The organism is Terrabacter sp. Root85 (assembly GCF_001429185.1).
Taxonomy (GTDB): domain Bacteria; phylum Actinomycetota; class Actinomycetes; order Actinomycetales; family Dermatophilaceae; genus Terrabacter.
Map to the genome: position 1 here is coordinate 121456 of NZ_LMIW01000012.1, position 26223 is coordinate 147678.

The window sequence follows — 26223 nt, forward strand, 5'->3', positions numbered from 1 at the left end:
GACCTTCGTGTTGCTCTTCCGCCGCGACCTCGTTGGTCGTAGTGTCTGCCGGGTGACCTCGGGGCAGGAACGGGAGGGATGATGGGTCGAGCACTGGTCTCGGTGCAGCGGGTCGACGAGGGCCTGCACTCGCAGTTCATCGAGCTGTGGATCACGCACCGGATCGAGGGTGGCACCACCCCGGAAGCGGCCCAGCGGCTGGCGCTCGACGGAACCCTGCGAAATGCCTTGCAGCGCAATGACATCTGCACGTTCATCGCGTCCGTCGACGGACGCCCCGCCGGCTACGTCGTCCTCGCCGACTCGACGCGGAGCCTCCTCGTCGACTCTCCGTGCGTCTCGATCGACATGCTCTTCGTCCACCCCGACTTCCGCCGTCAGGGCGTCGGACGGTCGCTGCTCACGGCCGCGGGCCGCTACGCCGACCGCCAGGGCTGCGAGCACCTGGCCAGCTCGGTGCCTGCGGGGGACCGCGAGGCCAACCGCTTCTTCGCCCGGCTCGGGTTCGCGCCCGAGACCGTGCGACGCGTCGCGACGTCCGCGACGATGCAGCGCAAGCTGGCCGGGGAGCCGCGGCCCCAGCGGGTCTCGCTCGACCTGCTCCAGCGCCGTCGTGACCTGCGCGCGCGGGCGCCGCGGCACGACCCGAAGATCGCCGGCTGAGCCCTTCCCCCGGGCGGGCGCGCCGGGCCTCAGGCCCCCGGCGCCGCGTCGCGCAGCAGGCAGGTGATGCGTGACGTGCAGACGCGCTTGCCCTTGTCGTCGGTGACGACGACGTCGTAGCTGACGAGGGTGCGGCCGGCGCTCAGCAGCGTCGCCGTCCCCGTCACGATGCCCGAGCGCGCGGCCCGGTGGTGCGTCGCGTTGATGTCGAGCCCGACGGCCACGCGGCCCGGGCCGGCGTGGATCTGTGCGCCGATGGAACCGAGGGTCTCGGCGAGCACGACGCTGGCGCCCCCGTGGAGCAGCCCGTACGGCTGGGTGTTGCCGGCGACGGGCATCGTCGCGACGAGGCGCTCGGGGGAGACCTCGGTCATCTCGATGTTCATCCGCTCGATGAGGGTCCCCTCGGCCATCGACCGCATGTCGTCGAGGGTCTGGCCGGGCGCCTGCGTCGAAGAGTCAGTCATGCCGGGATCGTATGCCGCCCTCCCGCGCACCCGGTGCCCCGGCTCACCCCGTCGGTGGCCGCCACTAGGGTTGCCGTGTGAGCCGACTTCTCCTCCTCGACGGACACTCGCTGGCCTACCGCGCGTTCTTCGCGCTCCCCGCCGAGAACTTCTCGACGAGCACGGGGCAGCACACGAACGCCGTCTACGGCTTCACCTCGATGCTCATCAACATGCTGCGCGACGAGGAGCCGACGCACGTCGTCGTGGCCTTCGACAAGGCCCGCCAGTCGTTCCGCACCGACGAGTACGCCGAGTACAAGGCGGGCCGTGCGCGCACGCCCGACGAGTTCCAGGGCCAGATCCCGCTCGTGAAGGAGATCCTCGACGCGCTCCGCATCCGCTACGTCGAGCTCGACGGCTACGAGGCCGACGACATCATCGCGACGTTCGCGACGCAGGCCGAGGCCCAGGACATCGACGTCCTCATCTGCTCGGGCGACCGCGACACCTTCCAGCTCGTCTCCGACAAGGTGACGATCCTCTACCCGATCCGCGGCGTGTCCGAGGTGTCGCGGATGGGCCCGACCCAGGTCGAGGAGAAGTACGGCGTCCCCCCGACCCGCTACAGCGACCTCGCCGCCATGGTCGGCGAGACCTCCGACAACCTCCCGGGCGTGCCCGGTGTCGGCCCCAAGACCGCGGCCAAGTGGATCACCCAGTACGGCGACCTCGACGGCATCGTCGCGAGCATCGACAAGATCCCGGGCAAGGCGGGGCAGTCGCTGCGCGACCACCTCGACCAGGTCCTGCGCAACCGCCGGCTCAACCAGCTCGTCAAGGACAGCCCCGTCGGGGTCGAGGTCGAGGACCTCCAGCGCTCCCAGTGGAGCCGCGAGGAGGTGCACACGGTCTTCGACGGGCTCGAGTTCCGCGTGCTGCGCGACCGCCTCTTCGCCACCGTCGAGGCCGCGGCCCCCGAGGCCGAGGAGGGTTTCGAGGTCGACGGTGAGGTCGTCGCGCCCGAGGCCGTGCCGGCCTGGGTGGCCGCGCACCTCGCGTCCGACCAGCGCGCGGGGCTCTCCGTGGCCGGCACGTGGGCCCGGGGGACCGGAGACGCGAGCGGCGTCGCGGTGGCCGCGCCCGACGGCAGCGCCGCATGGATCGACCTGCAGACCCTGACCCCTGAGGGCGAGGCCGCCCTCGGCGACTGGCTCGAGGACGCGGCCCGACCCAAGGCCATGCACGACGCCAAGGGGCCGATCGAGGCGCTCGGCGCCCGCGGCTGGACGCTCGGCGGGCTGACGAGCGACACCCAGCTCGCGGCATACCTCGTCAAGCCCGACCAGCGCACCTACCACCTCGACGACCTCGTGCTGCGCAACCTGCATCGTGAGCTGAGCGGTGCCGCGCCGACCGACGGCCAGGGCATGCTCGACTTCGGCGGCGACGCCGACGAGGTGGCCGCCCAGAAGGAGATGGTGCGCGCGACCGCCGTGCGCGACCTCGCCGAGGTCCTCGACGAGCAGGTTGCCGCCACCGGGGGCGAGCAGCTGCTCGCCGAGGTGGAGATCCCGCTCGTCGGGGTGCTCGCCGGCATGGAGCGCACCGGCATCGCCGTCGACGTGGCCGGGCTCGAGTCCCTCGAGGGCGACTTCGCCGCCAAGGTCACCCAGGCGCAGGAGGACGCGTGGGACGCCATCGAGCGCCGTGACGTCAACCTCGGGTCGCCGAAGCAGCTGCAGGAGGTCCTCTTCGGCCAGCTCAACCTGCCCAAGACGAAGAAGACGAAGACCGGATGGACGACCGACGCCGACGCGCTGTCCGACCTCTACGCCAAGACCGAGCACCCGTTCCTCGAGGCGCTGCTGCGCCACCGAGACGCCGCTCGCCTGCGGGTCACGGTCGAGGGCCTGCAGAAGTCGGTGGCCGACGACGGGCGCATCCACACGACCTACCTGCAGACCATCGCCGCCACGGGCCGGCTCAGCTCGACCGAGCCCAACCTCCAGAACGTCCCGATCCGCACCGAGGAGGGGCGGCGCATCCGCGAGCTCTTCGTCGTCGGTGAGGGCTACGAGGCGCTCATGTCGGCCGACTACTCCCAGATCGAGATGCGCGTCATGGCTCACCTCTCCGGCGACGAGGGCCTCATCGAGGCCTTCCGCACCGGCGAGGACCTCCACAACTTCGTCGGCTCCAAGGTGTTCGGGGTCGAGCCCGACGACGTCACGTCGGCCATGCGCTCCAAGGTCAAGGCCATGTCCTACGGCCTCGCCTACGGCCTGTCGGCCTTCGGGCTGTCCAAGCAGCTGACCATCAGCACCGAGGAGGCCCGCGGCCTCATGGACGGCTACTTCGAGCGGTTCGGCGGCGTCAGCGACTACCTCAAGGAGGTCGTCGCCGAGGCGCGCGGGACCGGCTACACCGCGACGATGTTCGGCCGCCGGCGCTACCTGCCCGACCTGACGTCCGACAACCGCCAGCGCCGCGAGATGGCCGAGCGGATGGCCCTCAACGCCCCGATCCAGGGCTCGGCCGCCGACATCATGAAGGTCGCCATGATCGGGGTCGACCGTGCGCTCACCGACGCGGGCGCGACGTCGCGGGTGCTGCTCCAGGTGCACGACGAGCTCGTCCTCGAGATCGCCGCGGTCGAGCGTGACGACGTCGAGAAGCTCGTGCGTCACGAGATGGGGCACGCCGCCGAGCTCGACGTGCCGCTCGACGTCAACGTCGGCGTCGGTCACTCCTGGCACGACGCGGCCCACTGACCGCGCGGGCCCGAGCCGGCGTCGTCCGACGGGATTCGGGGACGTGTACCCACGTGGCGGTGTCCGTTAGGTCACGTTCTGGCAACGGGGACGTGGTGTCCACCACTTGACACACCACGGACCCCGCCGCGCCTGCATACTGCTCGGTAACTTGCACCCGTCATCGGAGACGGGTGCTTTTACTGTGAGGTGGACATGGTCAGAAGCCTGGTCACAGGTCTGTGTCTCGCCGTTTTTGCGGCGGTCATCATCGGACTGAGCAACCTGCTCGGTCTCGACCTCGAGCACGTCGCCCTTCTCGGCGCAGCTCTCGGCGGTGTTCTCGGGCTCGTCCCGCACCGTCCAGCCTGGGGCAAGGTGGCGGGTTTCCTCGCCGGCTTCCTCCTGGCCTGGCTCGGCTTCGCGCTGCGTGCCGCCGTCCTCCCGGACTCGTCCGCGGGGCGCGCCGTCGCGGCCTTCGTCGTCGTGGCGCTCATCGCCGTCGTCGCCGCTGTGAGCGGTGGCCGTCTCCCGCTGTGGAGCGGGCTGCTCGGGGCTGCCTCGATCGTCGGCGCCTACGAGTCGGTCTACACCAACGCACCCTCGCAGTTCCTCACCGAGTCGCCCGCGGCTGCCACCACGGTGCTCCTCGCCGTGGGCCTCGGCTATCTCGCCACGAACCTGCTTGCAGCACAGTCGGAACCGCACGCGTCTGCGCGGCCGCGTCCGGCCGTCGATGCGAGGCGTACGGAGCGGAACCAGCGCGACCAGCGCGACGACTCCTCCAGCACCACAGACCTCGATGACCTTGTGACGGGAGCAGCACAGTGAGCAAGCGGACCCTCGCCACCATCGTCGCCGGCCTGGCGACCATGCCCACCCTGCTGCTGCTGGCAGCGTCGCCTGCGGCTGCCGCCGGGGACGGCTCGGTCCAGGTCTCCAACACCGAGACGGTGCAGGCCTACCTCGACGCGACGGGCAAGGTGGACGTCGCCCGTGTCTACGAACAGGTGGCCATGAAGGGCCGCGGCACCGTCGACCTGCAGAACCCCATCGAGACCCAGGGCCTGCGCAACCTCGACGGCTTCAGCGGGTTCGACGTCAAGGACGGCGTCATGGTCGGCAGCTACGACGTCGACGGCGAGCAGCAGTTGCGCACCGTCAGCGACTTCACGAAGAAGCTGCCGCTCGAGGTCCAGGCCACGTACACCCTGGACGGCCAGCCCGTCGAGCCCGGTGACCTCCTCGGCCGCAGCGGCCGTCTCGAGGTGCGCTACACGGTCAAGAACGTCACGGGCTCCTCCCAGGTCGTCACCTTCGACGACGGGACGGGCAAGCAGGCGTCGGCCACGGAAGACGTCGTCATCCCCATGGTGGGCTCGCTCACCACGACGCTGCCGGGCACCTTCACGAACGTCAGCTCGAAGGAGGCCAACCTCGCCGGTGACGGCCGCGGTGGCACCAAGCTGACCTTCACGATGACCTTGTTCGGACCCATCGGGACCCCGACCGCGACGTTCGGCTACGCCGCCGACATCGTCGACGGGACGCTGCCCAAGGCCTCCGTCTCGGCCCTCCCGGTCAGCCCGCTCGACAGCCCCTCCTTCAAGGGCGGCGCCGAGAGCTACAAGGGCGGTGCCACGACCGGTGCCACCCTGACGGCCGGTGCGACCGAGATCGACACGAACCTCCTCAAGCTCCGTGATGGCGCGGGCACGCTCCTCGCGGGGCTGATCCAGCTGCGCGATGGTGCCAAGAAGCTCGACGCGGGGATGGGCGCACAGGCGCTGCCCGGCTCGCGCGAGCTCGCCACAGGCGCAGGCCAGCTCAAGGACGGCACGTCCAAGCTGCGCTCGGGAGCGGGCGACGCGAAGGCAGGCTCGGCCAAGCTGGCCGACGGGGCGACCCAGGTCGCGGACGGCAACCAGCAGCTGGACGCTGGCGCGCAGAAGCTGAGCGGTGGCGCCGCTCAGGTCGACGACGGAGCCGGTCAGGTGGCCGGTGGTCTGCACCTCGTCGGCGAGAACGCGCCGGCCCTGCTCGACGGTCTCGCGCAGGTCGCTGACGGTCTCGACCAGGTCGATGCCGGTCTCACCCAGCTCTACGACGGCGTCGGTGCGCTGCCGGAGCAGGCGAAGCCGCTGCACGCGGGCATCGCGAAGCTGCGCGCCGGGCTGGGTGACAAGGGCAAGACCGGAACCCTCATCGACGGCGTCGACCAGATCCGCGGTGGCGTGGCTGAGGCCACCAAGGCCGGTGGGAGCCTCGACCAGCTCAAGGGCGGGGTCGACCAGTCCAAGGGTGGGGTCGACCAGTCCAAGGGTGGGGTCGACCAGTCCAAGGGCGGGGTCGACCAGGTCCGAGCCGGCCTCCAGGACGCCTTGAAGCCGGGCGGCGGCATCGACCAGCTGGACGGTGGAGTGGCGCTGGCCAAGACCACCGACTGTGGCGCGGTGTGCAAGGGGATCCTCGGCCAGGTGCAGGCAGGAATCGGAGACCTTCGGACGAAGACGACGGCCGCGTCCGGCGGGCTCGGCGCGGTGTCGGACGGTCTGGATCAGGTCTCCGGTGGCCTCGGTCAGGTGTCCACGGGCCTGGGACAGGTGTCGGGTGGTCTGGGTCTGCTCAAGGGCAAGCTGAGCGACGCGGCCCTCGGGCTCGCGAAGGTCGAGTGCGGCCTGAGCAACACGACGCTCAAGGGGATCTGTGACCCCAAGGTGCCGGGCCTGCTCGAGGGCGTCGACCTCGTCGACGCCGGCGTGTCGACGCTCGTCGACGGGGTTGTCACCAAGGTCCAGGGCGGCATCGGCAGCCCGACCGACACGGCCAAGAACAAGACGCTGCGTGGTGGTGTCAACGACCTCCAGTACGGCGTGGACCTCCTCGGTCTCGGTGGGCTCGACCTGCTCGATGCCATCGACCAGCTCACGGTCGGTGCCGACCAGGTGCACGGTGGCACGTCCCAGGTGGCCAAGGGCGCCAAGGACCTCGGTGCGGGCGCCTCGAAGCTCGCCGACGGATCGAGCCAGGTCGCCACGGGTGCGGGCCAGCTCGATGCCGGCGTCGGCAAGCTCGCGGACGGCGCGGGGCAGCTCGACGACGGTGCGGGCAAGCTCAGTGACGGTGCCGGCCAGCTCTCCGACGGTCTCGCCGACGCGGCGGACGGAACGAGCCAGCTCGCGGCCGGTCTGACCGACGCGGCGGCCGGTGCGCCCCAGCTCAAGGACGGCGCGCAGCGTCTCTCCGACGAGGGCACGAAGAAGCTCGTCGCTGCCGGCAAGGCCACGGCCGCCGACTACGGCGAGAAGTACGCCCTCATCGAGGTCGGTGCCCAGCGCGCCAAGGCCGAGGGGATGGCCTACGGCGCGCCCACAGGCGCCATGGGCGCCACGGCGTACTCGTACGAGCTCGCCGGTGTCGACGGGCAGGGCTCAGCGAACCTGGGTCGGGCCGCAGCGGCGGCCGGTGTGTTCGGTCTTGCCGGAGGCGCGGTTCTCCTGAGGCGCCGCTTCCTCTGACCGCAGAGCGACGACGGCGGCCACGGATCCCTTCGGGGTCCGTGGCCGCCGTCGTGCATCCGGTGCATCCGGTGCGCGGTCGTCGCGGGTGGCCGTCGTCAGTCGGGCTTGCGGCAGACGAAGATCGCCGTGCCGGGGATGACGCGTCCGCGCAGGGGAGACCATCCGCCCCACGGCTCGTCGTGCCCCTCCGGCCACGCGGGCTCGACGAGGTCGACGAGGACGAGCCCGGCCGCCGTGATCTCCCGTACCCGGTCGCCCACCGTGCGGTGGTGCTCGACGTAGGTCGCGTGGCCCTCGTCGTCCTGCTCGACGTAGGGCGTGCGGTCGAAGTAGGAGTGGCGCGCCGTCAGCCCGGCCGGCCCCGGGTCGTCGGGAAAGGCCCACCGCACCGGGTGGGTCGTCGAGAAGACGAAGCGCCCACCGGGGCGCAGCACGCGGGCGGCCTCCCCCATGACGACGTCGGAGTCCGCGACGAAGGGCACGACGCCGTATGCCGTGAAGACGGTGTCGAAGGACGCGTCGGCGAAGGGGAGGGCGCGTCCGTCGCACTGGGCGAACGGCACGCGGGTGGCCGCGTCGGGGCTGTCGCCGAGCGCTGCGTTGACGGCCACGCCGGTGGCGACCATGCCGGCCGACAGGTCGGTGGCCACGACGGTCGCGCCGTGGGCCGCGAGCCAGCGGGAGCACTGCCCCGAGCCGGCGCCGATCTCGAGCACGACCTGGCCGGCCGGGTCGCCGAGGAGCCGCGCCTCCTCCTCGCGCAACCGCTCCGGCCCCCAGACGAAGTCCGTGTCGCCGAGGAACGACCCGTGCTCGACGTAGTACGACGCCGCCTCGCCGTCCCACCACGTGCGGTTCGCGGCGGCCGTCTCGTCCGGGGGAGCGGGACGGCGGGTGGCCTCGGTGGGCGTGCTCACGGCATACGTGCTCTCTTTTGACCGGCTGGTGACAGCGCGGATAGGATTGCCGAGCACATCCGTGTGCGCACGATCAATGTTGCACCTGTCCACAAGGCATCGAGGCGCGGGCCGTCAGGTCCACCGCCCCGAGGTCCCCAATCTAACTGTCCACAATCGGAGTTCCTACTACATGACTGCCAACACGGTCGAGAAGACCGCGCCTGAGATCGCCATCAACGACATCGGCTCTCAGGAAGACATCCTTGCGGCTATCGACGCCACCATCAAGGACTTCAACGACGGCGACATCGTCGAGGGTCGCATCGTCAAGGTCGACCGGGACGAGGTCCTGCTCGACATCGGCTACAAGACCGAGGGCGTCATCCCCTCGCGCGAGCTGTCCATCAAGCACGACGTCGACCCGGGCGAGATCGTCAAGGTCGGTGACGAGGTCGAGGCCCTCGTCCTCCAGAAGGAGGACAAGGAAGGCCGTCTGATCCTGTCCAAGAAGCGTGCGCAGTACGAGCGCGCCTGGGGCACGATCGAGAAGGTCAAGGAGGAGGACGGCGTCGTCACCGGCACCGTCATCGAGGTCGTCAAGGGTGGTCTCATCCTCGACATCGGCCTCCGCGGCTTCCTGCCCGCCTCGCTCGTCGAGATGCGTCGTGTCCGCGACCTCCAGCCGTACGTCGGCAAGGAGATCGAGGCCAAGATCATCGAGCTCGACAAGAACCGCAACAACGTGGTCCTGTCGCGCCGTGCCTGGCTCGAGCAGACGCAGTCCGAGGTGCGCACGACGTTCCTCAAGGAGCTCCAGAAGGGCCAGGTCCGTTCGGGCGTCGTGTCCTCCATCGTCAACTTCGGTGCGTTCGTGGACCTCGGCGGCGTCGACGGTCTCGTCCACGTCTCGGAGCTGTCGTGGAAGCACATCGACCACCCGTCCGAGGTCGTCGAGGTCGGCACCGAGGTCACCGTCGAGGTGCTCGACGTCGACATGGACCGTGAGCGTGTCTCCCTGTCGCTGAAGGCGACGCAGGAGGACCCGTGGCAGCACTTCGCTCGCACGCACGCCATCGGCCAGGTCGTCCCCGGCAAGGTCACCAAGCTCGTCCCCTTCGGTGCGTTCGTGCGCGTCGAGGACGGCATCGAGGGCCTCGTCCACATCTCCGAGCTGGCCGAGCGCCACGTGGAGCTGCCGGAGCAGGTCGTCAACGTCGGCGACGAGATCTTCGTCAAGGTCATCGACATCGACCTCGAGCGTCGTCGCATCTCGCTGTCGCTCAAGCAGGCCAACGACCAGGCCGTCGCGGCGTCGGAGTTCGACCCGACCCTCTACGGCATGGCCGCCGAGTACGACGAGCAGGGCAACTACAAGTACCCCGAGGGCTTCGACCCGGAGACGAACGAGTGGCTCGAGGGCTTCGACGCCCAGCGCGAGAAGTGGGAGCGTCAGTACGCCGACGCCCACGCTCGCTGGGAGGCCCACAAGGCCCAGGTCGACGCCGCGACGAAGGCCGACGCCGAGGCTGCGGCCAACGCCGGCTCCGCGACGTCGTACTCGTCCGCGACCGGTGACGTCGCCGAGGCCGGCGACGCCGACCGCAGCGAGCGCGCCCCGCGCAACGCCCCGGCCCCGGTCGAGGGCACGCTGGCTTCGGACGAGGCGCTTGCTGCGCTTCGTGAGAAGCTGACGGGCAACTGACGCCAGTCACTGCCTGGAGCGACACGCTCTGAAAGAGCCCCGGACCCTGTGGGTCCGGGGCTCTTTCGTGTCCGCTGTCTCAGGATGCAAGAAGGCTTCAGGTTCATTTCCGACTGAATTACTAGGAATTGAATGGCCGAAGCATCGCGGTGATCACACGAATGATGTTGTGGCACATGGCAATTCGCTCGACAGGCGGTGCGGGGTAGAAGCCCCAAGCAGGGGAGAATGCGCCCATATCGGCGATTGACGGGGCGTCGGCGGGCTTCGTAGTGTCATCGACAGGTCAAGAGTTCCAGTGCCAAGCCCCGGCTCGCTGGACAGCAACCCTCCACCGCGGCGGGGTGCTCCGGGTGAGGACCAGGCCGTCGCCAGCAGGCGACGGCAAGCGCGGACTCGAAGTGGTCGGGTCCAGGACCGAGGAGCCGACATGGCGCGCACGACGAGCACCCACCTCGTGCTCCGCCGCCACGTCGACCTGCTCCGCGTGTCCAGCGCGCTCTGTCGTCCCTGACGACGTCCTGGCCGCCGAGACCTCGGCCGGCCGGTCGGCGCCCGGCCCAACGGTGACCCCGTGGGGCCCGGACGCCAGCACGCACCCCCGCGGCCGCCGCCGCTCCCTGCCACCCGTCCGGTGACGGGTGCCCGAGCCATCCCTCCAGGAGCCTCACGTGCCATCCCTCTCCACGGTCCGGCGCTCAGCGCCGCCGACCACCACATCGTCATCGTCGTCCTCGCCGCCTTCGCCGCCTTCGCCGCCTTCGCCGGCCGAGCCCACGGCGGGAGCGTCGACGTCCGCCCCCTCGGCCGCCCCGGCGCCGGCAACCCACTCGGTCCCGCCGTCCGGAGGCGGGCCGGTCCTCACCGTCGTCCCGCGCCGCAACCCGTGGACGTGGGTCGGCGTCGCCGGCGTCGGCCTGCTCCTGGCGATGTTCGTCAACGGCCTCGTCACCAACCCCGGCTGGGACTGGGTGACCTTCGGTCGCTACTTCGCCACCGAGACCGTCATCCGGGCTCTCGGCACGACGATCCAGCTCACCGTCCTCGGGACCGTGGCCGGCTTCGCCCTGGGGCTCGTCCTCGCGGCCATGCGACTGTCGTCCAACGCGTTCCTGCGGACCGTCGCGTGGGCCTACATCTGGGCGTTCCGGTCGATCCCGCTCATCGTCCAGCTGCTCTTCTGGTTCAACATCGCCTACCTCTACCAGACGATCAGCGTCGGGCTGCCGTTCGGGCCGTCCTTCGGCAGCGTCGAGACCAACGACCTCTTCGGGGCCCTCGGCGCCGCGGTGCTCGGGCTCGCCCTGCACCAGGCGGCCTACGCGGCCGAGATCATCCGCGGCGGCATCATCTCCGTCGACGAGGGGCAACGCGAGGCGGCCTCGGCGCTCGGCATCCCGCGGCGCCGCCAGTTCGCGAGGATCGTCCTGCCGCAGGCGATGCGCTCGATCCTGCCCAACGCCGCCAACGAGGTGATCAGCCTCTTCAAGGGCACCTCGATCGTCTCCGTGCTCGCGATCCCGGAGCTCTTCTACCAGGTGCAGGTGATCTACGGCCGCAACTCCCGGGTCGTGCCGCTGCTCCTCGTGGCGACGGTCTGGTACATCATCCTCACGACGCTCCTGTCGATCGGGCAGTACTACGTCGAGCGGCACTTCGCCCGAGGCAGCGCCCGGTCGCTGCCGCCCACACCGCTCCAGCGGCTCCGGGCCCGGTGGGCCGGCATCGCGACCCAGGCAGCGCGTCGTCCCGAGGAGGTCGCCCGATGACCGCCGCCGTCGACCTCCGCGGCGTCACGAAGTCGTTCGGGGCCCACCGGGTGCTCGACGACGTCGACCTCGAGCTGGCGGAGGGCACCGTCACGGTCGTCCTCGGACCGTCGGGGTCGGGCAAGTCCACGCTGCTGCGCACCATCAACCACCTGGAGAAGATCGACCGGGGTCAGGTGCGCGTCAACGGGACGCTCATCGGCTACCGGCAGGTGGGTGACCGCCTCCACGAGCTGCCCGAGCGCGACATCCTGCGCCAGCGCAGCCGCATCGGCTTCGTCTTCCAGCAGTTCAACCTCTTCCCGCACCTCACCGTCCTCGAGAACGTCGTCGAGGCGCCGGTGTCGGCGCAGCGCCGCAAGCGCTCCGAGGTCGAGGTCGAGGCCAGGGCGCTGCTGGAGCGAGTCGGTCTGGCGGACAAGGCGGCTGCCTACCCGCGTCAGCTCTCCGGTGGTCAGCAGCAGCGGGTCGCCATCGCCCGAGCCCTCGCGCTGCAGCCCGACGTCATCCTCTTCGACGAGCCGACGTCGGCTCTCGACCCGGAGCTCGTCGGCGAGGTCCTCGCCGTCATCAAGGAGCTCGCCCGCGACGGGGCCACTCTCGTCGTCGTCACGCACGAGGTCGGCTTCGCCCGCGAGGTCGCCGACACCGTCGTCTTCCTCGACGGCGGCCGCGTCGTCGAGCAGGGACCGCCCGAGCAGGTCATCGACCACCCTGTCCACGAACGCACGCGAGCCTTCCTCGACCGCGTCCTCTGACCCCACGCCACCACCCCACCCCCAACCCCCCCGGGCCGTACCGGCCACCCATGACTCGCACCCCCCCGGGTGCCGAGAGGAGTCCTCATGCCCGCACGTCCCCACCCCGTCCACCGCCCGACGACGTATGCCGTCACGGTCGTCGCCGTCGCCGTCGCCGCCGCGGTCGCGCTCAGCGCCTGCTCCGGAGCCGCCGAGGCCAGCTCGGGCGCGGCGGCCGGCTCGATCGCGCCGGCGGGCCCGGCCGTCAACACCTCGCCGGACCAGAAGCGCATCACCGCCACCACGGACGAGAAGGCCGCGGCCCTGCTGCCCGCCGCCATCCGAGAGCGGGGCACGATCACGGCCGCCAACGCCGGGGCGGGTGGCGGCACGCCCCCGCTCGTCTTCACCGCCGACGACGACAAGACCGTCATCGGCGTCGAGGTCGACCTCGCGCACCTCTTCGCCGACAAGCTCGGCCTCGAGGTCGAGACGCCGGCGACGAGCTGGGAGAACGTCTTCCTCGGGATCGACTCGGGGCGCTACGACGTCGCCCTGACCAACGTCACGGTCACGGAGGAGCGCAAGGAGAAGTACGACTTCGCGACGTACCGCAAGGACGACCTCGCCTTCGAGGCGCCGAAGGGCGGCACGTGGAAGGTGACGAGCGGCAGGGACATCGCCGGCAAGACCATCGCCGTCGGGTCCGGCACCAACCAGGAGAAGATCCTGCTCGACTGGAACGAGGCCAACGTCAAGGCGGGCCTCGCGCCCGCCGAGGTGAAGTACTTCCAGTCGCAGACGGACTACTACCTGGCCCTGTCGTCGCACCGGATCGACGCGTACTTCGGCCCGAACCCGAGCGTCGCCTACCACGTCGCCACGGCCGGCCAGACCGAGGCCATCGGCCATTTCTCGGGTGCCGGTGACTCCCTCCAGGGACTCATCGCCGTGCTGACGAAGAAGGGCTCGGGTCTCGCCGCGCCCTACGCCGCCGCCATCAACTCGGCGATCGCCGACGGCAGCTACGCGAGGGTCCTCAAGCGCTGGAACCTGAGCACCGAGGGCCTCGAGAAGTCCGAGATCAACCCGCCCGGCCTGCCCAAGACCGACTGAGCCCCCAACCCAGCCAGGAGACGAATCACCATGCACCACAGCAAGACCCACGCGCCTGCTCGTCGCCGTGCGCTTGTCGTCGCGGCCGCCGTCCTGTCGACGGTCGGTGTGCTCGGAGCCTGCGCCGACCCGGTCAGCACCGGGACGACGCAGGTGGACCCCAAGGCTCTCGGCGACTCGAAGGTCCTCCCGGTCTCCTTCGACACCTCGGCCGGCGCGAAGCGCCCGGAGGGCACCCTGCACCCGCAGATCGCGGCGACCCTGCCGGCCGACGTCAGGGCCAGGGGCACCCTGGTCATCGGCAGCGGCGGCGCGGGCGGCGGCATACCTCCTCTGGCGTTCACGGCCGACGACAACAAGACCCCGATCGGGGTGGAGGTCGACGTGGCCCACCTCGTCGCGGACATCCTCGGCCTCAAGCCCGACGTGCAGACGACGAGCTGGGAGAACCTCTTCATCGGCATCGACTCGGGCAAGTACCAGGTCGCGATCTCCAACGTCGGCGTCTCGGAGGAGCGCAAGGAGAAGTACGACTTCGCGACGTACCGTCTCGGGCTGCACGCGTTCGAGGCCAGGAAGGGCTCGACGCCGGTGCGGGGGCCTGCCGACGTCTCGGGCCAGAAGGTGGCCGTCGGGTCGGGCACCCTGCAGGAGGCGATCCTGCTGCGCTGGAACGAGGAGAACGAGAAGGCCGGACGGCCCCCCGCTGAGCTCGTCTACTACCAGGGCACGACGGAGTACTACCTCGCCCTCGACTCCGGACGCATCGACCTCTACCTCGGCCCGAACCCCACCGCGACGTACCACGTCGTCACGGCCGGCAAGACGCAGATCGTCGGCACCGTGTCGTCGAGCTTCCCGATCCCCGGGAAGGTCGGGGTCCTGACGAAGAAGGGCAACGGCCTGGCCACGCCCATCTCGGACGCCATCAACGCAGCCATCGCGGACGGCAGCTACGGCAAGGTCCTCGCCCGCTGGGGCCTCACCGCCGAGGCGGTGCCGGCCTCCGAGGTCAACCCGGCAGGGCTGCCCAAGCCGACCGAGACCTCGGACCAGTGAGGGACTGACATGGCCACCATCGTCACCCTCGCCTCGAGCCCGTCCGCGGCGTCCCGCACGGATGCCGTCCTCGGCCACATCGAACGCCGTCTCACGGTCCGCGGCCACGACGTCCAGCGTGTCGTCATCCGTGACCTGCCCGCCGAGGCGCTGCTGCGCGCCGACGTGGCTGATCCGCAGATCGCCGCCGTCGTGGCGCAGATCGAGGCGGCCGACGCGGTCGTCGTCACGACCCCCGTCTACAAGGCGGCCTACACCGGGCTGCTCAAGACGCTGCTCGACGTGCTCCCGCAGTACGCGTTGCGCGGCAAGTCGGTGCTCCCCGTCGCCACCGGCGGCAGCGCGGCCCACGTGCTCGCGGTCGACTACGCGCTTCGGCCGGTCCTCGTCTCGCTCGGCGCCGAGCACGTCACCCAGGGCTGGTTCGTGCTCGCCTCCGACGTGCAGGTCTTTCCCGCCGACGGGGGCGTGCTGCTCTCGGAGGCCGCCTCCCGAGCCCTGCACCAGGTGACGGAGTCGTTCCTGTCGCACGTCGCACGTCACCGACGCGACGAGGTGCCCGCCCTCGACGACGACGTCGTGCTGCGGGTGTCCCCTCACGACGACGTCGCGGCCCCGCTGCTCGAGGACCTCGTCGTCGAGTACGGCACGCGCTACGGCCTCTCGACGCCGCACACGCAGCTGACGGAGGTCCCGGTCAGCGACTTCGAGGGACCCCACGGGGCCTTCGTCGTCATCCTGCGTGGCGGGCAGACGATCGCCGGCGGTGCGATCCGCCGCTACGACGACACCACGGCCGAGGTGAAGCGGGTCTGGACCAACTCCCAGTTCCGGCGGCAGGGGCTCGCCCGCCGCGTCCTTCTCGAGCTCGAGAAGGCCGCGGCGGGTCTGGGCTACCGGAGGATCCACCTCACCACGGGTCCGCGCCAGCCGGAGGCCCGTGCCCTCTACCTCGCTGCCGGCTACCTGCCGGCCTTTGACCTGCACGCCGACCCGGAGTCGATCGGCCCGCACGCCTTCGACAAGGAGCTGCCGGCCGGCACCGTCCGATCCGCCTCAGCCGCAGGCGGACCGGGCCCGGCGAGCGTCGGCAGCGCCGCGCCGACCGCGCCCGACGGGGCGGCCGGGGCGGCCGGGGCGGCCGCGGGTCTGCGCTCCTACCGGGACTGGGGCGCGGCGTGACCGACCGACGGATCGTCGTCGTGGGCGCCGGACCACGGGCGCTCGGCCTCGTCGAGCGCATCGGCGCCAATGCCCGCGTGGTGGGCAGCCCGAGGGAGCGGGTGCAGGTGCACGTCGTCGACCCGCACCCGCCCGGCGGCGGCCGCATCTGGCGGTCGGCGCAGTCGCCCCTGCTCTGGATGAACTCCGAGGCGCAGGACGTCACGGTCTTCACCGACGCGTCCGTCACGTGCGAGGGCCCGGTCGTGCCCGGGCCGTCCCTCGCCGAGTGGGCGGCCGGCCCCGACGCGAGCGCAGCCGCCGGGGCCCTGTCGGCGCGTGACTTCGCGCCGCGCGTCGTCCAGGCCGACTACCTCGAGTGGGCATGGCGACGAGTCGTCTCGACCCTGCCGGAGCACGTCACCGTCCACGCCCATGCGGACCGGGCTGTCGAGCTGCACGGGACCGGCGCCGAGGGTGGACACCAGCAGGTCACCCTCGCTCGTGGTGCGGTGCTCGAGGGCGACATCGTCGTGCTCGCCCAGGGCTATCTCGACCAGGCGCCCGCACCGGACGAGCAGCGGCTGCTCGACGACGCCGCGTCACGGGGGCTCACCTACGTCCCGCCGGGTCACACGGCCGACCTCGAGCTCGAGGGCCTGCGCCCGGGCGAGCCCGTCGTCGTCCGCGGCATGGGTCTGGCCTTCATCGACCTCGTCGTCCTCCTCGGCGAGGGCCGCGGCGGCACCTTCACCGGCGAGGGCACGCAGCTGACCTACCACCCGAGCGGACGGGAGCCGGTCCTGCACGTCGGGTCCCGTCGTGGCGTGCCGTACCACGGCAAGCTCGGCTACGAGGTGCGAGCGGCCGCCTCCGGACCGGCGCCCTTGCGACACCTGACCCGTGAGCGCCTCACGGCCCTCGGTGCGGGCACGGCGGCCCTCGACTACCGCACCCAGGTCTGGCCCCTCGTCGTGCTCGAGCTCGCGGTGGCGCACTACCGCCGGCTCTTCGAGGCCCATCCCGAGCGCACACGGGGCACCTTCGACGGGCTCGAGCGCGCCCTGGTCACGGCCGACGTCACCAGCGGTGAGCTCACGGCCGTCGCCCTGACGCACCTCGCAGACCCCGAGGACGTCTTCGACATCGAGCGGATCGACCGCCCCCTCCGTGCTGTCATCGACCAGGCCACGCGGGCCGCCGACGTCGAGCGCGTCGTCGCCGAGCACATCCGCCGCGACGTCGTCCGGCGCGCCGACGCGTCGCGATCGAGCGACCGCGCCGTCTTCGACACGCTGCTCGGGGTGTATGCCGCCCTGGCGGAGCTCGTCGTGTCGGGTCGCCTCCTCGACGAGGACCGGGTGCGCCACGTCGAGGGCCACTTCCACGGGCTCTTCTCGTTCCTCGCGAGCGGTCCGCCGCCTCGCCGCCTCGCCGAGCTGCTCGCGCTGCACCGGGCCGGCGTCGTCCGCTTCCTCGGCCCCGACCTCGAGCTCACGATCGAGGAGGGTGCCTTCGTCGGGAGGTCCGGAGAGCGCGTGGTGCGGGCGCGGGCCGCCGTGGACGCACGGCTGCCCCGCCCCGACAGCGCCCTCGTGACCGACCCCCTCGTCGCAGGCCTGCTGGCCGGGGGCGAGCTGCGCTCGCGACCCGTCACGGCCGCCGACGGAACAGCCCTCGGCGCGGGGCAGCTCGTCGCCGACGCCCGGGCGCGCGCCGTCCGCGCCGACGGCACCGTGCACCCACGCCGGTACCTCCTCGGGCCCGCCGTCTCGGGCTCCGCCGGCGCCGGAGGCTTCTCCCGGCCCCGCTTCAACGGCCCCGGCTTCCGCCAGAACGACGCCGTCGCCCGGGACCTGCTCACCGTCGCCGTGAGCGACCGAGCCACCGCCCGCCTCCGACTCACCCCGCATCCCGTTCCCACCACGAGAGACAAGGACCACCGCCATGCCAGTTGAGTTCCTCGGCATCGCCGCCAACCACGACGGCACGGAGACGAGAGCCCGCAGCGCCGGCGCCCTCGACCTTCCGTATGCCGTCAAGCTCGCCCGAGCCCACGAGGACAACGGGTGGGACCGCGTCCTCTTCGCCTACCACTCCGGATCTCCCGACCCCGCCCAGGTCGCCGCGCACGTCGCGGCCCACACCGAGCGGCTCAACCTCGTCGTCGCGCACCGACCCAACACTGCCTACCCGACCCTGACGGCCAAGACCTTCGCCACGCTCGACCACATCAGCAACGGTCGGTTCGAGGTCCACGTCATCACCGGCGGCAGCACGGCGGACCAGTCCGCCGAGGGTGACCACCTCGACAAGGACGCCCGCTACGCCCGCACCCGGGAGTTCATCCGGATCCTCAAGCAGGCGTGGACGAGCGACGAGCCGTTCGACTTCGACGGCGAGCACTACCGGTTCGAGAACTTCCTCGCGGACATCAAGCCGCTCCAGACCCCGCGCCCACGGATCTCGTTCGGCGGGTCGAGCCCGGCGGCATACGCCGTCGGTGCGCAGGAGGCGGACGTCTTCGCCCTCTGGGGCGAGCCGCTCGCCGGGACGGCGGAGCAGATCGAGACGATCCGCGCCGCTGCCGCTGCCGCCGGGCGCGCGCTCCCGACGATCCAGGTCGCATTCCGACCGATCCTCGGTGCCACGGACGAGCTGGCCTGGGAGAAGGCCGAGCGCACGCTCGGCGACATCCACGCGCTCCAGGCCGAAGGAGCCTCCGTCTCGCGGGGCCGACTGCGCCGCAGCGGGTCCCGGCCCGAGAACGCCGGCGCGCAGCGGCTGCTCGCGGCCGCGGAGGCGGGGGAGCGCCACGACCGCGCCCTCTGGACCGCGACGTCTGCCGCGACCGCTGGCGGCGGCAACTCCACGGCCCTCGTCGGCACGCCCGAGACCGTTGCCGCGGCGCTGCTCGACTACTACGACCTCGGCGCGCGGATCTTCTCCGCCCGCGGCTACCACCTCTACGACGATGCCGTGGACGTCGGGCGGCACGTCATCCCGCTCGTGCGCGAGGAGGTCGCGCGTCGGGAGGCAGCGACCGCCGCGACGACGCCTGCCGACCACGAGGCCGTCGCGTGAGCGCCCGGGACGAGTGGCTCGCGTGGCGCGCCGCTCGCGAGGGCGACCTCGCCCAAGAGCACGGCTGGCTCTCGCTGACCGGCTTCGCGTGGCTGCCGGACCGGCCGACGAGCCTGCCCGGTCTCCCCGGCCTCTGGTGGACGGACGCCTCCGCTGCCCACGTCGAGGCGACCGCGAGCGAGGGGCTGCGCGTCGACGGCGAGCCCGTCGCCGGGCGGGCCACGACGGACGTCGAGGAGGCAGGGTCGCGGCTCTGGGTGCAGCACGGCGAGCGCGTCGTCGAGCTGCTCCGGAGGGGCGGGCGGCTCGCGGTGCGCACCCGGGATCCGCGGGCCACGACGCGCCGGGACTTCGCCGGTGTGCCGACGTGGGAGCACGATCCGGACTGGGTGCGCCCCGGACGGTTCACGGCCGCCGACCCCCCGGCACGGGTGGAGGTGCGCACCGCCCGTGACGACCTCGTCCAGCACTCCACGGTCGTCGGCACCGTCGACGTCGACATCGACGGCGTGCGCCACCGGCTCAGCGCGGTCGGCGCCGGAGAGGGCCTCGGACTCCTCTTCCACGACACGACGAACGGCTCGCTCTCGGCGCCCTGGCGCACCGTCACGACGTCGTCCCCGGACCCCGACGGCAACGTCGTCGTCGACTTCAACCGGGCCGTCAACCTCCCCTTCGCCTTCACGGCGTACGGCACGTGTCCGGGGCCGGTCACGGGCAACCGGATCGCCGTGCCCGTCACAGCGGGTGAGAAGCGGCCGGCATGAGGTTCTGCACGTACACGTTGCTCGACACGAGCTCCGACCCCGTCACCGGGGTCGCCCGCTCCCAGACGGAGGCCTTCGAGCACGTCGCGCGCCAGGCCGAGTGGGCCGAGGAGCTCGGCTTCGACGCGTTCGGGGTGGGGGAGCGGCACGCCCAGCGCTTCGTCTCGTCCTCGCCGCCCGTCGTCCTCGCGCACGTCGCGGCGCGGACGTCCCGCATCCGACTCATGACGACCGTGACGGTGCTCTCGCTCCTCGACCCCGTCCGCGTCGCCGAGGACTACGCGACGCTCGACCACCTGAGCGGTGGGCGGCTCGACGTCGTCATCGGCAAGGGCAACGACCCCGACCAGAACGCCCTCTTCGGCTACGACCTCGACGGCCAGTGGGAGCGCAACGCCGAGAAGTACGAGCTGTTGCGACGGCTGTGGCGCGAGGACCGGGTCACGTGGTCGGGACGCTTCCGTCCCCCACTCGTCGACGCGACGACCCAGCCGCGGCCGCTCCAGCAGCCCATCCCCGTCTGGCACGGCTCGGCGAGCTCGACCGAGTCGACCGAGCTCGCCGCGCGCTGGGGCGACCCGCTCTTCTCCGCCAACGGCTTCCACCCCTTGGAGACCTACGCCGCCCTCGTGCGGCACTACCGCGAGCGGTGGGAGGTGCACGGCCACGACCCGGCCGACGCGGTCGTCGGTGCCGGATTCCTCGGGCTCCTCGTCGCCGACACGACACAGGAGGCGCTGCGCCTCTACGAGCCGGCGTTCGAGGCGTTCCGGCGCTCGCCGGGTGCCGTGCACAACCGCCTGCCCTTCTCGACGCTGGAGGAGTACGCCCGCGACAGCTCCGCGTTGATCGGCTCGCCGGCCGAGGTCGTCGACAAGATCGGGCGCTACCGGGAGGCCTTCGGCCATGAGCTCTCCGGTGTCTCGCTCGACGTGCCGGGCCTGCCGGAGAGCGTGACCCGGCGCAGCGTCGAGCGGTTCTTCGCGGACGTGGCCCCGGTCGTGCGACGCGAGCACCCGTCGCGACAGGAGTTCAGACACGCGTTGAATGCCTGACGCACCAAAGCCGCAATCGGTGCACCTGCGCGGCTAGGTTTGCCGGGTGCAGTCATCGGTGACCCAACCCCAGAGCGCCACGCCCGGGTCCGGGGGACCCCCGCCCGAGGTGGGTCCACCCCCGCGACGGTCGAGCGGGCGGGCCTGGGAGTGGTCGCTCGCGGCGCTCCTGCTGCTGCCCAACCTCGTGCTGCTCATCGTCTTCACGTACCGCCCGCTGCTCGACAACATCAGGCTGTCGTTCACCGACTGGAACATCTCCTCGCCCATCGCCAACCCCGTGGGCCTGTCGAACTACATCGAGTGGTTCGGGCGTGACGACACGAAGATCATCCTGCGCAACACCCTCGTCTTCACCGTCGCCACCGTCGGCATCTCCATGGCGGTCGGGCTCGGCCTCGCCCTGCTGCTCGACCAGAAGCTCAAGGGGCGCAACATCGTCCGCTCGGTCGTCTTCGCGCCGTTCGTCATCTCGGGCGCCGCGATCGGCATCGCCTTCCAGTTCGTCTTCGACCCGCAGTTCGGCCTCGTCCGCGACCTGCTCGCGCGGATCGGTGTCGCCTCGCCCGACTTCTACCAGCAGCCCGGCTGGGCGCTCTTCATGGTGACCGTCACCTACATCTGGAAGAACCTCGGCTACACCTTCGTCATCTACCTCGCCGCCCTGCAGGGGCGGCGCGCCGACCTCGACGAGGCGGCCGAGATCGACGGCGCCACTGCGTGGACCCGTTTCCGACGCGTCCTCATGCCCCAGCTGCGCCCGACGACGTTCTTCCTGTCGATCACGGTGCTGCTCAGCTCGGTCCAGGTCTTCGACATCATCAACGTCATGACCCGGGGCGGCCCGCAGGGCAACGGCACGACCACCCTCGTCTACCAGGTCTACCAGGAGACGTTCGTCAACCAGCGCGCCGGCTACGGCGCCACCGTCGCCACCGTCATGTTCGTCATCCTGCTCGCCGTCACGGTGGTCCAGGTGCGCTTCATGGACAGGGGGAAGCAGGCATGAGCACGTCCACCATCGTCGGGACCCGCGACGACGAGCAGGTCCCGCCGACCGGCGGGCAGCGACGGCGGCGACGCACGTCGCACCAGGTCGAGGCCTCGGCGCACCACCGCGGACCGATGTGGACCGCAGCGGGCTACGCCGGCATGGTCCTCGTCGTCCTCGTCATCGCCGTCCCGCTCTTCTGGATCCTGCTCACCTCGTTCAAGGAGCGCGGTGACATCTACGTCCGGCCGGCCCAGTGGTGGCCGGACCCGGTGACGGGCCAGAACTACAGCGAGCTGACGACCCGCATCCCGTTCTTCGACTACGTCCGCAACTCGGTCATCATCACGTCGGCGACCTCGGTCGCCAAGATCGTGCTCGGCGTCATCAGCGCGTACGCCCTGTCGCTGCTGCGCTTCCCGGGACGCTCGGTCGTCTTCCTCGTCGTCATCGCAGCACTCATGGTGCCCAACCAGATCACCGTGATCAGCAACTACGCCCTCGTGGCGCAGCTCGGCTGGCGCAACACCTTCCAGGGCATCATCATCCCGCTCGCGGGCGTCGCCTTCGGCACCTTCCTCATGCGCAACCAGTTCCTCAGCCTGCCCGGCGAGATCATCGAGGCCGCGCGCCTCGACGGCGCGGGACCGATGAAGCTGCTGTGGCGCGTCGTCATGCCGATGTCGTGGCCGACCCTCGTGGCCTTCGCGCTCATCACCGTGGTCAACGAGTGGAACGAGTACCTCTGGCCGTTCCTCATGTCCGACGACGAGACGACGGCGCCGTTGCCGGTCGGCCTGACGTTCCTCCAGAACAACGACGGCGTCACGAACTGGGGGCCGGTCATGGCGGGCACCGTCCTGGCCATGCTGCCGATCCTCGTCCTCTTCCTCTTCCTCCAGCGACAGATGATCAAGGGCCTCACGGCGGGGGCCGTGAAGAGCTGAACCCGGCTCTGCCGCATACCGATCCATCCCCACGACCCCACCCACCACCACAGGGAAAGGCACCATCCATGAACGAGTTCTCACGTCGAGGCTTCCTCGGCCTCGCCGGCGCGGCCGGCGTCGCCGGTCTCGCGGCCTGCGCGGGCACCGGCACGTCCCCGACGACGGGCGGCGGTGGCGGCTCGAGCAACACCATCGAGTTCTGGAGCAACCACCCGGGCAACAGCAAGCCGGTCGAGCAGGAGATCATCAAGGCCTTCGAGGCGGCCAACTCGGGCCTCAAGGTCAAGCTCGTCGACGCCGGCAAGAACTACGAGGAGGTCGCGCAGAAGTTCAACGCCTCGCTCGCCGGCGGCTCGCTGCCCGACGTCGTCGTCGTCTCGGACGTCACGTGGTTCAACTTCGCGCTCAACAAGCAGCTGAGCCCGCTCGACGAGCTGCTCTCGACGGCCAAGATCGAGACGAGCGACTACGTCGACGCGCTCTACAACGACTACAACCTCGACGACAAGCACTACGCGCTGCCGTTCTCCCGGTCGACCCCGCTCTTCTACTACAACAAGGACCTCTGGAAGGCGGCCGGTCTCGAGGACCGCGGCCCGAAGGACTGGGACGAGTTCCTCACGTGGGCACCGAAGCTCAAGGCGGCCGCCGGCTCGGACAAGATCGTCATGGAGCTGCCCGACGGCTCGAACTACCTCGACTGGGTCTTCCAGAACATCGTGTGGGGCTACGGCGGTGCCTACTCGAAGGAGTGGACGCCGACCTTCTCGGACCCCAACACGGTCAAGGCCGGCACCTACCTGCAGAACCTCGCCAAGGACGGCTACCTCAAGCTGTCCAAGGACCCCGCTCCCGACTTCACGGCCGGCATCGTCGGCTGCAGCATGATGTCGACCGGTTCGCTCGGCGGCGTGTCCAAGGACGCGAAGTTCTCGGTGGGCACGGCGTTCCTGCCCGGTGACGGCAACTGCCCGACGGGCGGTGCAGGCGTCGGCATCCCGGCCAACATCTCCGACGACCGCAAGAAGAACGCGCTGAAGTTCATCGAGTTCCTCACCAACGCCCAGAACACCGTCACCTTCACGCAGGCCACCGGCTACATGCCCGTGCGCAAGTCGGCCGTGGACCTGCCGGAGGAGAAGGCGTTCCTCGAGAAGAACCCCAACGCCAAGACGGCGATCGAGCAGCTGCCCAAGACGCGGTCGCAGGACAACGTCCGCGTGCTGCTGCCCGGCGGTGGCGCCCGGATCGGCAAGGGCCTCGACCAGATCGTCCAGGGCCAGGACGTCGCGACGGTCTTCAAGGGCCTCGACGCCGAGAGCCAGCAGGTCTTCGACTCGCAGATCAAGAGCAAGCTCGGCGCCTGACGCGCTGCCGCACCACCCCGGTCGTATGCCGTCCGGCAGGCCCCGCACGGACCTGCCGGACGGATCCGGAGTGACGTGGGAGGTGGCGAGCACGCTCGCGCCCTCCCACGTCCCCGGCTCCGGACCCCGAACCAGAACGACCCGAGAGGCCACCGATGGCAACCGTGTACTTCGACGAGGCGACTCGTCGGTTCTCCAAGGACGACGCCGCCCCGGCGGTCGACGGCATCACGCTCGACATCGCCGACGGTGAGTTCCTCGTCCTCGTCGGCCCCTCGGGCTGCGGCAAGTCGACGACCCTGCGGATGCTCGCGGGTCTCGAGCCGGTCGACGGCGGGCGCATCCTCGTCGACGGTCACGACCAGAAGGGGGTGCGCCCGCGTGACCGGGACATCGCCATGGTCTTCCAGAGCTACGCGCTCTACCCGAACATGTCGGCCGCGCAGAACATGGCCTTCGCCCTCGACAACGCGAAGGTGAGCAAGGCCGAGACGAGGCAGCGGGTCGCCGAGGCCGCGAAGATCCTCGAGCTCGAGCCGCTCCTCGACCGCAAGCCCGGCCAGATGTCGGGCGGTCAGCGCCAGCGCGTCGCCATGGGACGCGCGATCGTGCGCAACCCCAAGGTCTTCTGCATGGACGAGCCGCTGTCCAACCTCGACGCCAAGCTGCGCGTCTCCACCCGCTCGCAGATCGCGGGTCTGCAGCGAAGGCTCGGCATCACGACGGTCTACGTCACCCACGACCAGGTCGAGGCGATGACGATGGGCCATCGGGTCGCGGTGCTGCGCGACGGGAAGCTCCAGCAGGTCGACACGCCGGAGCGGCTCTACGACCACCCGGTCAACACCTTCGTCGCGGCCTTCATCGGCTCGCCGGCCATCACGCTCGTCGAGTCCGAGGTGCGCGAGGGCGTGGCGCGGGTCCACGGCGTCCCGGTGCCCCTGGACCGTGCGGTCGCCGGTCGCGCGGGGGAGAAGGTCGTCGTCGGGCTGCGCCCGGAGTCGTGGCACGTCGTGGAGACGCCCGCCGGCGGAAGCCGGGACGGGGCCGACCCGTCCGCCCTCGGGCTCACCGTCGAGCTCGTCGAGTCGCTGGGCTCGGAGTCGTTCGTCTACGGCCGCCCGGTCGGCGCCGACGAGGGCGCCGACCGCGTCACCGTCCGCCTCGACAAGCGCACCCACCTGACGGTCGGTGACACCGTGCACGTCGAGCCCAACCGTGGCGAGGTCCACCTCTTCGATGCTGCCTCCGGCGAGCGGATCGAGGCCTGAGCATGGCGTCTGGCCCCGGTCCCTGGGCCTCGGGCCGCTTCGACGTCGAGGGGCATCGCGGCGCCAAGGGGCTCGTCGTCGAGAACACGCTGGCCAGCTTCGCCGCTGCCTACGACGCCGGGGTGACCGGCGTCGAGCTCGATGTCCGGCTCACCGCCGACGGCGAGGTCGTCGTCTGGCACGACCCGGTGCTGCTGCCGCCCAAGTGCCGGCCGACCGGTCCGGACCTCGTCGGCGCCCGGGTCGCCGAGCTGACCCTCGAGCAGCTGCGCACGGTGGACGTCGGCAGCCAGACGCTCGCCGGCTTCCCGGAGCAGCGACCGTCGCCGGGCGCCCGCATCTCGACGTTGGACGAGGTGCTCGCCCACGGGATCGAGCGCGCGCCCGACGTGTGGTGGACCATCGAGCTCAAGGTCAACCCGCTCGACCCGGGGGAGTCCGCCGGACGGCGTCGACTCCTCGAGGGGGTCCTGGCGAGCGTCCACGAGGCCGGCCTCGAACGGCAGTGCTTCATGCACTCGTTCGACTGGGCCGTGCTCGAGCTCTCGGCAGAGCTCGCGCCCGACGTCATCCGCTCAGCCCTCGTCGAGGCCTCGGTGACGTGGGTCCCGGGCAGCCCGTGGACGGGCAGCGTCAGCGTGGGGGAGTCGCACGACGACGTGTGTGCCGGTGCCGCCGCCGTCGGGGCGGGCGTCATCTCGCCCGAGCACGTGCTCGTCGACGCGGACTTCGTCCAGCGCGCGCACGCCGCCGGACTCGCCGTGCTGCCGTGGACGGTCAACGAGCCGGCGCGGATGGTCGAGCTCGTCGAGGCGGGAGTCGACGGCCTCGTGTCGGACTACCCCGACCGCGCCGTCTCCGTGCTGGCGCCGACGCCTGCCTGACCGGGTGGGCCGACGCGGCCCGGCC

The 26223-nt window shown here is 71.0% G+C and carries 23 protein-coding genes and 1 riboswitch; of the genes, 20 read left to right on the top strand and 3 right to left on the bottom strand.

Features of this window, described 5'->3' with window-relative positions:
- Positions 1-81 precede the first annotated feature (81 nt).
- A complete protein-coding gene (locus tag ASE25_RS18420; protein ID WP_235508750.1) occupies positions 82-663 on the top strand; it encodes a GNAT family N-acetyltransferase in 582 nt (193 codons plus the stop codon).
- Between the two features lie 29 nt (positions 664-692).
- On the opposite strand, the gene ASE25_RS18425 is transcribed toward ASE25_RS18420, so the two are convergent.
- Positions 693-1130, bottom strand: a complete 438-nt coding sequence (locus tag ASE25_RS18425) for a PaaI family thioesterase (RefSeq protein WP_056776602.1) — start codon at positions 1128-1130, stop codon at positions 693-695.
- A gap of 77 nt (positions 1131-1207) precedes the next feature.
- On the opposite strand from ASE25_RS18425, the gene polA reads away from it, so the two are divergent.
- From polA to ASE25_RS18440, 3 genes are all read left to right on the top strand, one after another.
- The gene (gene polA / locus ASE25_RS18430; RefSeq protein WP_056826953.1) at positions 1208-3883 is read left to right on the top strand and encodes a DNA polymerase I; all 2676 of its coding nucleotides are present in this window, start codon (positions 1208-1210) and stop codon (positions 3881-3883) included.
- Between the two features lie 195 nt (positions 3884-4078).
- Positions 4079-4693: a hypothetical protein gene (locus tag ASE25_RS18435; protein WP_056826954.1), complete on the top strand. Its 615-nt coding sequence runs from the start codon at positions 4079-4081 to the stop codon at positions 4691-4693.
- A complete protein-coding gene (locus ASE25_RS18440) occupies positions 4690-7380 on the top strand; it encodes a hypothetical protein (RefSeq protein ID WP_056826955.1) in 2691 nt (896 codons plus the stop codon). Before ASE25_RS18435 ends, ASE25_RS18440 begins: the two co-directional genes overlap by 4 nt.
- Before the next feature lie 98 nt (positions 7381-7478).
- Here ASE25_RS18440 and ASE25_RS18445 read toward each other — a convergent pair whose 3' ends face one another.
- Positions 7479-8300, bottom strand: coding sequence for a class I SAM-dependent methyltransferase (locus ASE25_RS18445; RefSeq protein WP_056826956.1), 822 nt, complete (start codon positions 8298-8300; stop codon positions 7479-7481).
- Positions 8301-8472: 172 nt separating this feature from the next.
- Between ASE25_RS18445 and rpsA the strand changes: the two genes are divergently transcribed.
- Together rpsA and ASE25_RS23835 are read left to right on the top strand one after the other, a co-directional pair.
- Complete coding sequence (gene rpsA / locus ASE25_RS18450) at positions 8473-9984, top strand: 30S ribosomal protein S1 (RefSeq protein ID WP_056776617.1); 1512 nt, start codon at positions 8473-8475, stop codon at positions 9982-9984.
- A 284-nt stretch (positions 9985-10268) separates the two neighbouring features.
- Positions 10269-10381, top strand: a riboswitch (SAM riboswitch).
- A 33-nt stretch (positions 10382-10414) separates the two neighbouring features.
- Positions 10415-10498 (top strand): putative leader peptide, encoded by an 84-nt coding sequence (locus ASE25_RS23835; RefSeq protein WP_369791901.1) that lies wholly within the window; start codon positions 10415-10417, stop codon positions 10496-10498.
- A gap of 153 nt (positions 10499-10651) precedes the next feature.
- Here ASE25_RS23835 and ASE25_RS23680 read toward each other — a convergent pair whose 3' ends face one another.
- Positions 10652-10924, bottom strand: coding sequence for a hypothetical protein (locus ASE25_RS23680; protein ID WP_255358422.1), 273 nt, complete (start codon positions 10922-10924; stop codon positions 10652-10654).
- On the opposite strand from ASE25_RS23680, the gene ASE25_RS18455 reads away from it, so the two are divergent.
- The 14 genes from ASE25_RS18455 to ASE25_RS18520 all read left to right on the top strand — a co-directional run bounded on the left by ASE25_RS18455 (position 10914) and on the right by ASE25_RS18520 (position 26198).
- Entirely contained in the window at positions 10914-11753 is an 840-nt protein-coding gene (locus ASE25_RS18455; protein ID WP_255358423.1) for an amino acid ABC transporter permease, read from the top strand. The two genes, ASE25_RS23680 and ASE25_RS18455, sit on opposite strands and share 11 nt — an antisense overlap.
- Entirely contained in the window at positions 11750-12511 is a 762-nt protein-coding gene (locus ASE25_RS18460) for an amino acid ABC transporter ATP-binding protein (RefSeq protein WP_056826958.1), read from the top strand. Before ASE25_RS18455 ends, ASE25_RS18460 begins: the two co-directional genes overlap by 4 nt.
- A gap of 87 nt (positions 12512-12598) precedes the next feature.
- Positions 12599-13609 (top strand): ABC transporter substrate-binding protein, encoded by a 1011-nt coding sequence (locus ASE25_RS18465; RefSeq protein ID WP_056826959.1) that lies wholly within the window; start codon positions 12599-12601, stop codon positions 13607-13609.
- Positions 13610-13639: 30 nt separating this feature from the next.
- A complete protein-coding gene (locus ASE25_RS18470) occupies positions 13640-14668 on the top strand; it encodes an ABC transporter substrate-binding protein (protein ID WP_056826960.1) in 1029 nt (342 codons plus the stop codon).
- Between the two features lie 9 nt (positions 14669-14677).
- Positions 14678-15850, top strand: a complete 1173-nt coding sequence (gene ssuE, locus ASE25_RS18475) for an NADPH-dependent FMN reductase (protein ID WP_056826961.1) — start codon at positions 14678-14680, stop codon at positions 15848-15850.
- Entirely contained in the window at positions 15847-17787 is a 1941-nt protein-coding gene (locus ASE25_RS18480; protein ID WP_056826962.1) for an FAD/NAD(P)-binding domain-containing protein, read from the top strand. The genes ssuE and ASE25_RS18480 overlap by 4 nt, the downstream gene beginning before the upstream one ends.
- Complete coding sequence (locus ASE25_RS18485; RefSeq protein ID WP_056826963.1) at positions 17777-18913, top strand: LLM class flavin-dependent oxidoreductase; 1137 nt, start codon at positions 17777-17779, stop codon at positions 18911-18913. Before ASE25_RS18480 ends, ASE25_RS18485 begins: the two co-directional genes overlap by 11 nt.
- Complete coding sequence (locus tag ASE25_RS18490; protein WP_056826964.1) at positions 18910-19680, top strand: DUF1684 domain-containing protein; 771 nt, start codon at positions 18910-18912, stop codon at positions 19678-19680. Before ASE25_RS18485 ends, ASE25_RS18490 begins: the two co-directional genes overlap by 4 nt.
- The gene (locus ASE25_RS18495) at positions 19677-20735 is read left to right on the top strand and encodes an LLM class flavin-dependent oxidoreductase (RefSeq protein ID WP_056826965.1); all 1059 of its coding nucleotides are present in this window, start codon (positions 19677-19679) and stop codon (positions 20733-20735) included. The genes ASE25_RS18490 and ASE25_RS18495 overlap by 4 nt, the downstream gene beginning before the upstream one ends.
- A 58-nt stretch (positions 20736-20793) precedes the next feature.
- Complete coding sequence (locus tag ASE25_RS18500) at positions 20794-21744, top strand: carbohydrate ABC transporter permease (RefSeq protein WP_235508751.1); 951 nt, start codon at positions 20794-20796, stop codon at positions 21742-21744.
- The gene (locus ASE25_RS18505) at positions 21741-22673 is read left to right on the top strand and encodes a carbohydrate ABC transporter permease (RefSeq protein WP_056826967.1); all 933 of its coding nucleotides are present in this window, start codon (positions 21741-21743) and stop codon (positions 22671-22673) included. Before ASE25_RS18500 ends, ASE25_RS18505 begins: the two co-directional genes overlap by 4 nt.
- Before the next feature lie 68 nt (positions 22674-22741).
- Complete coding sequence (locus ASE25_RS18510) at positions 22742-24043, top strand: ABC transporter substrate-binding protein (RefSeq protein ID WP_056776653.1); 1302 nt, start codon at positions 22742-22744, stop codon at positions 24041-24043.
- 155 nt (positions 24044-24198) lie between these two features.
- Positions 24199-25314, top strand: a complete 1116-nt coding sequence (locus ASE25_RS18515) for an ABC transporter ATP-binding protein (protein ID WP_056776657.1) — start codon at positions 24199-24201, stop codon at positions 25312-25314.
- Positions 25315-25316: 2 nt separating this feature from the next.
- Positions 25317-26198 (top strand): glycerophosphodiester phosphodiesterase family protein, encoded by an 882-nt coding sequence (locus tag ASE25_RS18520; protein ID WP_056826968.1) that lies wholly within the window; start codon positions 25317-25319, stop codon positions 26196-26198.
- The last annotated feature ends 25 nt before the right edge of the window (positions 26199-26223 follow it).

Coding starts and splice junctions, on each gene's coding strand:
- rpsA (WP_056776617.1), top strand. CDS start 8,473: ATGACTGCCAACACGGTCGAGAAGACCGCGCCTGAGATCGCCATCAAC.
- ASE25_RS18470 (WP_056826960.1), top strand. CDS start 13,640: ATGCACCACAGCAAGACCCACGCGCCTGCTCGTCGCCGTGCGCTTGTC.
- ASE25_RS18420 (WP_235508750.1), top strand. CDS start 82: ATGGGTCGAGCACTGGTCTCGGTGCAGCGGGTCGACGAGGGCCTGCAC.
- ASE25_RS18495 (WP_056826965.1), top strand. CDS start 19,677: ATGAGGTTCTGCACGTACACGTTGCTCGACACGAGCTCCGACCCCGTC.
- ASE25_RS18515 (WP_056776657.1), top strand. CDS start 24,199: ATGGCAACCGTGTACTTCGACGAGGCGACTCGTCGGTTCTCCAAGGAC.
- ASE25_RS18510 (WP_056776653.1), top strand. CDS start 22,742: ATGAACGAGTTCTCACGTCGAGGCTTCCTCGGCCTCGCCGGCGCGGCC.
- ASE25_RS18505 (WP_056826967.1), top strand. CDS start 21,741: ATGAGCACGTCCACCATCGTCGGGACCCGCGACGACGAGCAGGTCCCG.
- ASE25_RS23835 (WP_369791901.1), top strand. CDS start 10,415: ATGGCGCGCACGACGAGCACCCACCTCGTGCTCCGCCGCCACGTCGAC.
- ASE25_RS18485 (WP_056826963.1), top strand. CDS start 17,777: ATGCCAGTTGAGTTCCTCGGCATCGCCGCCAACCACGACGGCACGGAG.
- ASE25_RS18465 (WP_056826959.1), top strand. CDS start 12,599: ATGCCCGCACGTCCCCACCCCGTCCACCGCCCGACGACGTATGCCGTC.
- ssuE (WP_056826961.1), top strand. CDS start 14,678: ATGGCCACCATCGTCACCCTCGCCTCGAGCCCGTCCGCGGCGTCCCGC.
- ASE25_RS18460 (WP_056826958.1), top strand. CDS start 11,750: ATGACCGCCGCCGTCGACCTCCGCGGCGTCACGAAGTCGTTCGGGGCC.
- ASE25_RS18520 (WP_056826968.1), top strand. CDS start 25,317: ATGGCGTCTGGCCCCGGTCCCTGGGCCTCGGGCCGCTTCGACGTCGAG.
- ASE25_RS18435 (WP_056826954.1), top strand. CDS start 4,079: ATGGTCAGAAGCCTGGTCACAGGTCTGTGTCTCGCCGTTTTTGCGGCG.
- ASE25_RS18455 (WP_255358423.1), top strand. CDS start 10,914: ATGTTCGTCAACGGCCTCGTCACCAACCCCGGCTGGGACTGGGTGACC.
- ASE25_RS18425 (WP_056776602.1), bottom strand. CDS start 1,130: ATGACTGACTCTTCGACGCAGGCGCCCGGCCAGACCCTCGACGACATG.